General features: G+C 43.6%; 8 protein-coding genes. 6 read left to right on the top strand and 2 right to left on the bottom strand.

Features of this window, described 5'->3' with window-relative positions; genetic code table 11:
• Window positions 1-49: 49 nt before the first annotated feature.
• A complete protein-coding gene (gene nadB / locus AC4JOV_RS02490) occupies window positions 50-1,501 on the bottom strand; it encodes an L-aspartate oxidase (RefSeq protein WP_229936698.1) in 1,452 nt (483 codons plus the stop codon).
• A gap of 103 nt (window positions 1,502-1,604) precedes the next feature.
• Between nadB and AC4JOV_RS02485 the strand changes: the two genes are divergently transcribed.
• The 6 genes from AC4JOV_RS02485 to AC4JOV_RS02460 all read left to right on the top strand — a co-directional run bounded on the left by AC4JOV_RS02485 (window position 1,605) and on the right by AC4JOV_RS02460 (window position 9,352).
• Entirely contained in the window at window positions 1,605-2,051 is a 447-nt protein-coding gene (locus AC4JOV_RS02485; protein ID WP_491522174.1) for a DciA family protein, read from the top strand.
• Window positions 2,048-3,844 (top strand): excinuclease ABC subunit UvrC, encoded by a 1,797-nt coding sequence (gene uvrC / locus AC4JOV_RS02480; protein WP_229936700.1) that lies wholly within the window; start codon window positions 2,048-2,050, stop codon window positions 3,842-3,844. Before AC4JOV_RS02485 ends, uvrC begins: the two co-directional genes overlap by 4 nt.
• Before the next feature lie 192 nt (window positions 3,845-4,036).
• Window positions 4,037-4,450, top strand: coding sequence for a PAS domain-containing protein (locus AC4JOV_RS02475; RefSeq protein WP_229936701.1), 414 nt, complete (start codon window positions 4,037-4,039; stop codon window positions 4,448-4,450).
• Window positions 4,451-4,465: 15 nt separating this feature from the next.
• Window positions 4,466-5,857, top strand: a complete 1,392-nt coding sequence (locus AC4JOV_RS02470) for an Hpt domain-containing protein (protein WP_229936702.1) — start codon at window positions 4,466-4,468, stop codon at window positions 5,855-5,857.
• Between the two features lie 10 nt (window positions 5,858-5,867).
• Window positions 5,868-8,981, top strand: a complete 3,114-nt coding sequence (locus AC4JOV_RS02465; protein ID WP_229936703.1) for a hybrid sensor histidine kinase/response regulator — start codon at window positions 5,868-5,870, stop codon at window positions 8,979-8,981.
• Window positions 8,982-8,986: 5 nt separating this feature from the next.
• Complete coding sequence (locus AC4JOV_RS02460) at window positions 8,987-9,352, top strand: response regulator (protein WP_229936704.1); 366 nt, start codon at window positions 8,987-8,989, stop codon at window positions 9,350-9,352.
• A 68-nt stretch (window positions 9,353-9,420) separates the two neighbouring features.
• On the opposite strand, the gene lon is transcribed toward AC4JOV_RS02460, so the two are convergent.
• Entirely contained in the window at window positions 9,421-11,841 is a 2,421-nt protein-coding gene (gene lon, locus AC4JOV_RS02455) for an endopeptidase La (protein WP_229936705.1), read from the bottom strand.
• Between the last annotated feature and the right edge of the window lie 137 nt (window positions 11,842-11,978).

Below are 11,978 nucleotides of genomic sequence, written 5' to 3'. Positions count from 1 at the left end.
ATTTCTAGACCGCCTTCATTGATAAATCTATACATCGATTCTGTCTTACTTATGACTCGATATAGTGTGATCCCAATGACTCTTTACGTGCCAATGCCGCCTCAACAATCGCTGAGGCAGTATTTAACCTTAATCGTAACAATCTGCCTATCTCTCTGTTCTTCATATCATAGATGAGATTTTTCGCTTCCTGCAGTCCCTCTTTTGTTCTGATAATGCCGATATCCTCCCACATTACTTTACGCAACTGGTGTTTATATTGTTTGTCATTATCTTTGTGCAGAATGTTACCGTAATCTTTATCAAATACAGGTGTCCGGGAGGCTTTCTTCTCCTTGGAGAGCAGATACTCAACGGCCCGCTTGGCAAATACCACCCCCTCAAGCAGCGAGTTGGATGCCAGACGGTTGGCGCCATGCACCCCGGTGCGTGCTGCTTCACCGATCGCATAAAGCCCTTCTATCCCCTCGATTGCACCGTTGATATCGGTCTTGATACCACCGTTGGAGTAGTGGAATGCCGGAGAGATAGAGATACGGTCTTTCGGGAACTGATATCCCAGTGCTCCAAAGGTTTGCGTAATGTTCGGGAAACGCTTTGCGAACCACTTCTCCTCGAACATGGAGAAGTCGAGATAGGCTTTCTCACCCGTTTTTCTCTTATAGTCAAAGATCCCGCGTGCGACGATATCTCTGCTTGCCAACTCTCCCCGCTCATCATAGTCAAACAAAAAACGGTTTCCGTTCTCTCCAACGACATGTGCCCCCTCTCCTCTCAATGCTTCAGTAAGCAGCAGTTTTCTGGCATAGGGAGTCTCCACATAGACTGTAGGGTGAAACTGCATAAACTCCATATCAGCAAGCTCTATCCCCTTTTCTACACAGATCCCATGGATATCTGCACTCACGGTACGTGAATTGGTATTGTACGCATAGAGTGATCCTACCCCGCCCGAAGCGATAATGACATCATCCGCATAGATCGTAGTCGGCTGATAGTTCACTGTCGCCTTTACCCCATAACATCTGCCGTTTTCGATCAAGAGGTCATAGACCAGTGTATTTCTCTGTAGTTGATGTTTATTCTGTACCATCATGAAGTAGTGCAGGTAACGCCCCGTAGCATCACCGCCTGCATGAATGATACGCTCAGTAGAGTGTGCTGCTTCTTTCGTATAGAGCAGATTTCCTTCTGCATCGGTATCAAACTCCATGCCCCTCTCTATCAGGTCAGGTGTAGTCTGAAGTGACGTACGCGAGAGGATCTCAACCGCTTCTTTATCGTTATGGTATGCACCGGCAGCCATAGTATCCTGAACGTGTAATGGCACATCTGCTTCATCAAGTGCGGTTGTCATCCCTCCCTGTGCATAAAATGTATTGCACTCCCAGGGGATATCCTTGCAAACCACCAACACTTTTTTTGATTCGGGAAGGTTCATCGCTGCATACAGGCCTGCAATCCCCGCTCCGATAATCAATACATCATACTTTTTAGCCATTAACTTTCTCCGTCTTCTCTGTCTGATCAGGCACGTAGACAGGATCAGTTTTATGACCGCATCCACTCAATACCATACAGCAAAGAGATGTTATAATCGCGCTATGAAAAACGCGCATACTATTTTGTCTAATCTTCAAGGACAACCCCAATTTAGATATTTAAAGCGACATGAGTGCTACCAAAAGTATATCAGACTTTTAAGCGAAAAGTACCAAAAAGCGATCGCTTTTGTGTATGTCAAACAGAACACGTTATATATTGCTGTCAAGCACCCGGGCTTTAAAATGGAGCTCAATTATAATAAAGAAGTGTTGAAAGCTATTTTATCTCAATTCGTACAGATGGAGAAAAACTGCAGTATGTTACAAGCTGACAAGGTTGTCATCTTTCACTCCAGGTTTCATAAAGTGCCTAATCAGGCAGAGAACACTTCAACGGTACCCCATTACTATGAGCTGGCAGAGGGTGAATTTGAGATCTGCAGTGAAGATACCAAACTGCAAGAGAAGTTTGAAGCGATAAAAACCAGTATAAAGAAAAACCTGTGAAAGAGACGATACAGAACCTTCCTCAGTCACCGGGAGTCTACCAGTATTTTGACAAAAAGGGCAAACTGCTTTATGTGGGAAAAGCCAAAAGCCTGAAAAACCGTGTAAAAAGCTACTGGAGGTTTACCCCTCAGTTCAGGCCCAATCCTGACCAGTCCAGCCGTATATTGATGATGCTTGGCGAAGCAGAGAAACTCGAGTATATCATTGTAGAGAGTGAAGAGGATGCGCTGATACTGGAGAACTCTCTGATCAAACAGCTCAAGCCCAAGTTCAATATCCTTTTGAGGGATGATAAGACCTATCCCTATATCTATATCGATGAATCCCAAGATTACCCGCGCTTTGAGATCACCAGAAAAGTGGTCAAAGGCAAGGAGGTCACCTACTACGGACCTTTCCCCACAGGCGGGAGAGCACTCCTTGATGCGATCTATGAGGTCTATCCCCTGGTACAGAAGAAATCCTGTCTCAGAGAGGGAAAAGTCTGTCTCTTTTACCAGATCAAGAAATGCCTGGGGCCATGTGAGGGGAAGGTCACACCCAAAGCATACGCTGAAATGATCAGCGAGGTCAAAACCTCGATCACCAAACGTAAAAAACTGCTGGATATTCTCACCGGGAAGATGACGGATCTGGCGATGAATGAACGTTTTGAAGAAGCAGCCAAAATGAGGGATATGATCCAGGCTATCTCTTCACTGACACTCACCTCAAATATCGATATCGCAAACCGTGTCGACCTGGATGTCTTTGCGATCAAGAGCGGTGACGAGAGAGGCGTGATCGTCAAGCTTTTCATGCGGGAGGGAAAAGTGATCTCCTCTTCGCACAGTTACTTCAGGCACACCCATATCTACGATGAGAATGAAGCCTACAAACAGGCCCTGCTGGAATTTTACAGTGTTGATGCACCCCATGTCAGCAGACAGATACTGACCGCCCACTCCTTTGAGGATGCAGACCAGGTGGCTCACACGCTCTCCAAACGCTTTGGTCAAAAGATCGAGATCGCTACTCCCCAAAGAGGTCCCAAGAAAAAGCTTATGGAACTGGCACTACAAAACTGTGATGAGCTACTGAGAAAACCCAAAGAGAAAAATATCATTGAACAAAAAGTCGCTGACCTGCTTGACCTTTCAGCCATTCCCTACCGTGTGGAAACATTTGACAACTCCCATATGATGGGCGCTGCAACAGTGGGAGGCATGGTCGTCTGGAACGAAGGAGAGTGGGATAAAAGCAGCTACCGCCGTTATGAACTGCATGCCAGGGATGAGTATGGTCAAATGAAAGAACTGCTGAGCCGTCGTATCGATAGGTTTTCTGAGGAGTCAGCCCCGGACCTGTGGATCCTGGATGGAGGTCAGGCCAACCTCAATCTTGCCAAAAAACTCTTAAGTGAGGCAGGAGTCAACCTCGATGTTATCGCAATCGCCAAAGAGAAACTCGATGCCAAGGCACACCGTGCCAAAGGGTCCTCCAGAGACCTTCTCTATACCGATGGGGGCGTTATGGAGCTTAAGCCCAGTGACGAACGCCTGCACTGGATACAAAGACAGAGAGATGAAGCCCATCGTTATGCGATCACCTACCATCAAAACAAAAAACGCAAAGAGGATATACAGGTCTCACTACTGAATCAGAAAGGGATCGGGAAAGCAACGCTCAAAAAGCTGATTGATTATTTTGGGACATTTGAGTCGATTCAAAATGCTTCATTTGAAGAGCTGATTCAGGTGACCAATCATCAGGTAGCAAAAGCCATACAAACCCTTAAAGATGAGCATTAGATATAAAAAAGAGTTTATCAACTCTATAAACAAACGTAAATCTTAATATTTTTTACTAAAAAGGCGTTTTTCAATCCGTTTTTAGTTTAATTGTTATAAAGTTTGAATAACAATTTTTTTAATTTACTGGTTGGTAGCTGTCTGTAAATATCGATAAAAAAATTTTTATTTCATCTGAACAAGGAGTAAAATATGCAGAGACCCGAACCAATTGATGAAGAATTCAAATTTGAGGAAGGTTTGATTGTCAGTTCGACTGACTTGAAGGGGATCATCACCTATGCAAATAGAAAGTTCTGTGAAATTGCCAACTATTCACGTGGTGAATTGATAGGTAAAAACCATAATATGGTAAGGCACCCCGATATGCCAAAGGCTGCATTTCAGGAGCTGTGGGACACAATAAAAAGCGGTAAAGAGTGGACCGGTATCGTAAAAAATCTACGGAAAGACGGCAGATACTATTGGGTCTATTCACATATCACTCCGATAGAAAAAAATGGTGAAATCATAGGATATACAGCCGCAAGAAGACCTGCCTCACAAACTGAGATCAATGAAGTAATCCCTCTCTACAAAGATCTACTCGAAAAAGAAAACAATTAAAGGAGTTATTCAGATATGTACTACATAACCAATCAAACTAATCAAGTGGTGGCTGCAGATAAAGCACTGCTTGATCTGATCGGCCTTCAAAGCGTTGAGGAGTTGTATCAAAAGGTGATCAAGGGAGAACTCTCCTTTACCTCTCTGGGTTCAGACAATCTAACCATCGTCTCTGAGGAGAATGGTGAGCACTACACCTTTGACCTGAAAAGTTCATCGCTCTCCAGTATGTTGGGTGAACTGACACTCAATGTTTTAACAAGCGCTGAACTTTCAGAAGAATCAGAGCTTGAGAGTAGTTCTTTCGCAGATGAAATGAGCATACTTGAGACGGAAGAGGAACCTATTACATTCGGTGAACCAGAAGAAGAGCCTATCGCAATTGCAGAGAGTAAAGATACAGGTGCAGACGCGGATATTATCTCTATACTTGATGAAGATTTTCTCAAGGAACATGAAGAAGAGATCACTATCGGTGAAGAAAAACCTGAAACAGTTGAGGAAGCTGTTGATTTTGAACCGATCGGCATTATAGAGGAAGAAGGGATAGAAGTACCTACCCTCGAAACTGCTGCGCCAGAAGAAGCTGCAGAGGAAGCTGAAAAAACAACAGAACCTATCTATATCGATATTGCGCATGTGAGTGAAACAATCGGTATTACCCCTGATGAGTACAACACTTTCCTGAACGAGTTTATCGATACTGCGATTGCTCTGGAAAAAGATCTGAACAGCGACAATGAAGAAGCACAATCCTCAGCAGTAAAAACCTTGGTACAGCTTTCAGAAGTCCTCCACCTTCCAGAGCTTTCCAATGCTGCCAAAGCGATCGATGAGACTACAGTAGAAGAGCGCGGTACATCTGTAGAAAATTTTTACACTCTGCTTGCAAGGGTCACCACCCAGCCGTCTACCGGTAGCGTAGCTGAAGCAGCAGAGAAAGAAGATCTTTCTCTGGAACCCGAGGCAGCAGAAGAGATGCTCGTTGCGCCGGAGATGGAGCTAGAAGAAACATCTGGAGAAGAAGTGCTTCCGGAAGGAAGTTTCGGTACGATCGATCTTAGTGATGTAAGACCTATACACTTTGACTTCCGCCTTGAAGAAGCTGCAGAAGAGCTCAGCCTTCCTGTAGAGCTGATCGATGAATTTGTTCATGACTTTATTGAACAGGCACGGACAGAAACAGAAAATATGCTTGAGGCCTACAAGCAAGGTGACTTGGACAGAGTCCAAAAGATCGGACACCTGTTAAAAGGGGCTTCCAGCAACCTTCGTATCAACCCGCTTGCAGATACATTGTACGAGATACAGTTCTGCGAGGATAGCAGTAAACTTGAGGCTTTGATCAAAAGCTACTGGGCACACTTCATTGCATTTGAAAAACAAATGGAATTGACATCTAAATAAAGGAAAGAACATGACAATACGTAACAGACTAAAACTGCTTGGACTGGTACCAATCACCCTACTACTTTTACTGGCTAGTTACTTCTTTATCACTTCATATGCCAACTTTGAAAAGGCAAATGCATTGAAGCTGACACTGAGTAACAATGCCAAACTCGATAGCTTGCTTGGACAGCTTGGGAAAGAACGTGGTTTGTCATCTCTTTACCTGGGTAGTGAACAGAAGGATTTCAAAGAGGTTCTGGATAAACAGAGAATAAAGACAGATCAGGCGATTGCAGGACTGAAACTGGAACCGATCTCCAATGACAATGCATACCTCCCGTTTATTGCAGGATTGATCAATAAAGATCTTTCAGTAGATCTGATGAACTATACCCAGATGAGTAAAAACCTTAAAGGAATTACTGAGATCAGAAAGATTGTTGAGAGCAGCAACCCTGACTTTAAAATAGTTTTCTCCGATGAGTTTACAGATAAACTTACCGGCCCGACGCTCAATACACTGCTAAAAGTAAACAACTTTGCACTTGATACAGAGATCACCTCACTTATCTCGTCACTTTCACAACTCTATATCTCCAAAGAGAACGCAGGTCTTGAGAGAGATTATGTTGCATACTTTATGGAGAGAAGATTGTCCATGTCATTTGAGGAGATAGCACTTTGGGATGATTTCAAGACCAAAGCAAACCTTTTTGATATTGACCATGTAACCGATGCCCAACTTCGTACAGAATTGAAAAAACTCATCAATAGTCCTTTAGCCGTTGAGATGCTGGCAGAGCTAGCCGAAACTTCTTCAGCAGTTCAAACAGATGTCGATAACGGGGATTATGCTGAAGAACCGATGGATTGGTTCGCACTTCAGACAAAAAAGATCACACTTCTTTCCAAAGCGGAACTTCTTATCTCTAACACACTCTGGCAGAAGAGTGAAGCCTACCTGGAGAGACAGATCCAGCTTCTTACGATTGCATCCGTCATTCTTTTCCTGAGTCTTCTTCTTGCCTATCTTGCGTATACAACGACAAGAGACCTTTCGAGAAACATCGAAGAGCTTGAAGATGTCCTCAATAAAGCAGTAAATGAGATGAAGAGCAGTGAGCAGTATCTCTCTTCGGATATTGCAGCGATCGAAAACATCGACCTCGATACGCATGAAGGTACCAAAGAGGCTTATCACTTCCTTGATACACTGGTTGAAACTGCAAAAGAGGATAAACTTACAGCACTGCAGGCAAATGAAGCAAAATCTCTTTTCCTAGCAAACATGTCCCATGAGATCCGTACACCGCTCAATGGTATTGTTGGATTTACAGAGATCCTCAGAAGTACCGACCTTAATGCAGAACAGAGAGAGTTCCTTAACATTATCGACAAGAGTTCAGAAAACCTTCTCAGTATTATCAACAACATTCTTGACCTTTCAAAAATTGAAAGTAATAAGATTGAGATTGAAAACATCGTATTTGATGCGGCTGAAGAGTTTGAAAGTGCGGTAGAGACCTATGCCGTCGGTGCTGCAGAAAAGAATATCGATCTCAACTTCTTTATGGATCCTACCATCTCCAAGAAGCTGAAAGGTGACCCGACAAAGATCAAAGAGATTGTTATTAACCTCCTTTCAAATGCCATCAAGTTTACCAGCTACGGCGGAGAGATCAATGTAGAGATCAGAAACGTAGAGAGCAACGAAGGTGAATCGAACATTATGTTCAGTGTCTCAGACAACGGTATCGGTATGACAAAAGATCAACAGTCACGTATCTTTGATGCCTTCTCACAAGCGGATGTTTCAGTTACAAGAAAATACGGTGGTACAGGTCTTGGTCTAACGATCTCCAGCCAATTCGTTGAACTCATGGGTGGAGAACTTCAACTTGAGAGTGCAAAAGACAAAGGAACGACATTCTTCTTTACAATACCATTGGAAGAGGTAGCCTCTACAGAAGCAAACTATGCCAACGCATTCACTGATGTCACCATCGGGAAGTATGAGCAGGATATTCCAACGAAGCTTGATACATACTTTGAAAAATACTTTAACTATTTCGGCAATACCATTAAAAAGTTTGAGTCGGTAGGAGACCTCAAAGAGTTGATTGACAGTGATCAGTGTTCTTCTTTCTGGGTTGATATCGATAAAGCGAAACAAAACATTCTTGATGCACTTCATAATATCGATAAATCCAAACTGATTATCGTAGCAAGTGTGACAAGCAGAAATAAAGTGGAAGAGCTTGGAATTCCACAAGAGAATGTGATCTACAAACCTGTGACTGTCACCAAAGTACAAGAGCTCCTGAGTGCAACTGCAGAGACAAAACCTCAGATCATCGAAGAGGCTGTAGAGAAGCAGGAGACATACTTTGATGCCAGTGTATTGGTCACTGAAGACAACATCATTAACCAGAAACTGATTACACGTATCCTTCAGGAGCATGGTATTACCGTTGATATCGCAAATAACGGTCTAGAGTCCTTTGAGAAACGTAGATCAGGCGATTATGACCTTATCTTTATGGATATTCAAATGCCGGTAATGGATGGTATCGAAGCGACACATGAGATCCTTGACTTTGAAGAGGATGAAGAAGAGGCGCACATTCCTATCGTTGCACTGACAGCCAATGCACTGAAAGGGGATAGAGAGAGATTCCTCGCAGAAGGGATGGATGAGTATATCACCAAACCGATCGAGACAGAAGAGTTGCTCTATATTCTGAACAAGTTCTTGTCGCATAAAGCTGCTACCGAGAAAAAACCGGTAGAAATAGCCGTTACAGAGAGTGAAGAGATCACGATCAATGAAGAAGAAACGGTAGAGATGCCTGCTGTGGACTTGGTTGAGAGCGAGAAAAAGATTCTCATCGCCAAAAAATTCCTGCTTGAAGGGAGAGTGCTCAAACAGGTACTGGAGAATCTAGGACATGGGTATGCAGTGCTTGATGATCTCAATAATCTACAAGCAGAATTGGCTTCCGGTGACTATGATATCGTCTTTACGGATAGTGACCTGGTCACGGAAGAAATAAGCAATATTTCTGATAATATAGCTATAATTACAGCGCAAAATACAAAAGAACAGATAGAAAGTATCATTCAAGAGAATAGAGGATAAGATAGATGGCACTAAAAGTACTAATAGTAGATGATGACTTTATCAACAGAAAACTGTTGCAAACTCTTTTAAAAAAGAACCCGGAGGTATCAGAATCCATTGAAGCAGAAAATGGTTCTGATGCTTTGGAAAAACTTAAAAAAGACCCTGATATCAACATTGTACTGCTTGACATTATGATGCCGGTAGTAGACGGTGTAGAGTTCCTAAAGATATTTAGAGCGGATATGAAAAACTCTCATATCCCGGTTATTGTACTCTCAACAGATGACACGAGAAAAACGGAAGTATTTGAGAATGGTGCGAATGACTTTCTTAGAAAACCGGTCAAAGAAGATGACCTCAAAGCAAAATTGGAGCAGTGGTCTTAAGAACCATTGCTTTAAGCATGTAACACTTCAGAAGCAGAGGATTACTCCTCTGCCAAATCCCCTCTTTTTTAATCTACGAATATCTCTTTAAGTACATCATCGATCGTTTTAACAGGGATGATCTCGACCGCTTCAATAACCTCTTCAGGTATCTCATCCATATCCCTTTCATAGTTTTTAGCAGGGATCAGAGCACGTTTTACTCCGGCGGTATATGCAGCAATGAGCTTCTCTTTCAGTCCACCGATAGGCAGGACATTACCCGTAAGTGTAACCTCGCCTGTCATCGCTACTTCATTATTGATCTTTTTCTCACTCAATACCGATGCGATAGCAGACACCATTGCTATACCGGCACTCGGTCCATCTTTCGGTGTGGCACCTTCCGGTACGTGAATATGCAGATCAAATCGTTTATAGACTTCCGATACATCCAATGCAATACGCTCTTCTTTCTCTTTGAGCGTATGCGGTATGATGGATGAAGAGACAGGCAGTTTACGCTCATCGATCAATATCTTGACAACGGAGTGTGCAATACGCACGGACTCTTTCATCACATCACCGAGTTTACCAGTGAGCTGCAATGCCCCTTTGCCTTTGATCTTGATCGCCTCGATCGTTAAGACATCACCACCTACTGCGGTCCATGCCAGTCCATTCACTACACCGACCTGCGGCTCAGGATGAACCGGTGAGATCTCAAAGACTTTTTTATCCGTAAACTTCTCTAGGTTCTTTTTACTGATTGAAACTTTGTCCAAGCTACGGTCTTCAAGAAGTTTTCTCGCACTCTTACGCATAAGGTCAGCCACACGTCTTCGAAGGTTTCTTACCCCTGCTTCCCTTGTGTAATCACTGATAAGCAGTTTCAATGCCTTATCGCTGATAGAGACTTCATTGTTTCTCAATGCATGTTTTTTGATCTCCTGAGGGATCAAATAACGTCTTGCAATCTCAAACTTCTCTCTTGGAGTATAGGAGTTCAATCCTATGAACTCCATCCTGTCACGCAGCGGTGCAGGGATACGCCCTACTTCATTGGCCGTAGCGATAAAGATCGCCTTGCTTAGGTCGATATTGAAGTTCAGGTAGTAATCACGGTACTTTACATTCTGCTCAGGGTCAAGTATCTCAAGCAGTGCCGCAGTCGGATCCCCTCTCATAGAACGCCCTACTTTATCGATCTCATCCAGTACGATCACCGGGTCCATACTTTTACCTTCGATCAATCCCTGCACAAGACGGCCCGGCATCGCGCCGACATAGGTACGTCTATGACCTCGAAGCTCATTCACATCTTCCAGACCACCCAAAGCGATACGGACCAGCGGTCTACCCAAAGCCGTAGCAATTGAGTTTGCCAATGACGTTTTACCCACACCCGGAGGTCCTGCAAAACAGAGTATCGCCCCGCTGGTCTCTTTTTGCTTCATCCCTCTTAAGGATGCAAGCTCTCGTACCGAGAAAAACTCGACGATACGCTCTTTGGGTTTTTCTAGTGAGTAGTGATCCTTGTCCAGCTCTTGCGCTACCTTCTCTACACTGAGGTTCTCTTTGGTATATTTGCCAAACGGCAGGTCAAGTACCCACTCCAGATAGCTTTGCAGTACATTGGCATCCGCAGATTCCGGATGCATACGTGCAAAACGCTCCAACTGCTTACTGATCTCCTTATAGGCATCTTCATGCATGTGGGGCTTCAGTGCTTCGATCTTTTCCCTGAAGTTGGCGATCTCCTCTTCACGCTGCGTATCGATACCAAGCTCCTGCTGGATCTCTTTGAGCTGTTCTTTGAGGAAGTACTCTTTATTGGTCTGTTCTATCTTACTGTGTACTTTCGTACGAATCTCTTTCTGGATCTTCGCTGCTTCGATCTCGGAAGTGATCACATCGATCAGTGCAAGCAGACGTTTCTCGATATTCAGTTCGATATAGAGTCTGTAGGCCACCTCTTTATCCAGCTTCAACATGGAAGAGACAAGATCGGCGATACGGTTAGGCTCATCGTTCTCCTCTATCGTACGCAAAAGGTCAGCCGGGATATTACTGTTAAGAGAAGAGAGTTTTTTGATCTTGGTTCTGAGTATATCCATCAGTGCATTGGTTTTCAGTTCATTATAGGGTTCCAGCTCTACTGTATCGATCATCGCCTGATTGATCTCTCCCTCGGTGCCCTCGACGATCTTTGCACGGGAAAGCCCCTGAAAGAGTATCTTTACCCTCCCGTCAGGCAGGTGCACTTTACGCATAATGGAGCCTACAACCCCTACTTTATACATCGCATCAAAATCTCTTTCTCCCTCTTTACCGCTCACTGAAGAGGTGACAAAGAGCAGAGAGTTATTCTCCATCGCCATGGTAGCGGCATCGATATCTTTCTGATTACTCAGAAAAATAGGACTGATCATAAACGGGTAGAGAAAGAGTTCGTCTTCTACGACCACAGGCAACTGTGTGGGAAATGCATCATAATCACTTAATTGCATACTAATATTTCCTTTGTTATTTCCATAAAATTTCTTCTGTAAATGTCTACCAGACTATATCAAACTGATAGCGTGTTTCTACTATTTTCACTTAGGCTACCGCAAAAAGATTAACGGTTTTCAACCGACTGCTACCT

Source organism: Sulfurovum sp. MH2-6 (assembly GCF_058374785.1).
Note: the sequence above shows the minus strand (reverse complement) of the source record. Positions and strands in the feature narration are given on the sequence as shown.

Bases quoted from the DNA above. Each gene is read 5' to 3' on its own strand.
- AC4JOV_RS02460 (WP_229936704.1), top strand. From the start codon at position 8,987: ATGGCACTAAAAGTACTAATAGTAGATGATGACTTTATCAACAGAAAA.
- lon (WP_229936705.1), bottom strand. From the start codon at position 11,841: ATGCAATTAAGTGATTATGATGCATTTCCCACACAGTTGCCTGTGGTC.
- AC4JOV_RS02485 (WP_491522174.1), top strand. From the start codon at position 1,605: ATGAAAAACGCGCATACTATTTTGTCTAATCTTCAAGGACAACCCCAA.
- AC4JOV_RS02470 (WP_229936702.1), top strand. From the start codon at position 4,466: ATGTACTACATAACCAATCAAACTAATCAAGTGGTGGCTGCAGATAAA.
- AC4JOV_RS02465 (WP_229936703.1), top strand. From the start codon at position 5,868: ATGACAATACGTAACAGACTAAAACTGCTTGGACTGGTACCAATCACC.
- nadB (WP_229936698.1), bottom strand. From the start codon at position 1,501: ATGGCTAAAAAGTATGATGTATTGATTATCGGAGCGGGGATTGCAGGC.
- AC4JOV_RS02475 (WP_229936701.1), top strand. From the start codon at position 4,037: ATGCAGAGACCCGAACCAATTGATGAAGAATTCAAATTTGAGGAAGGT.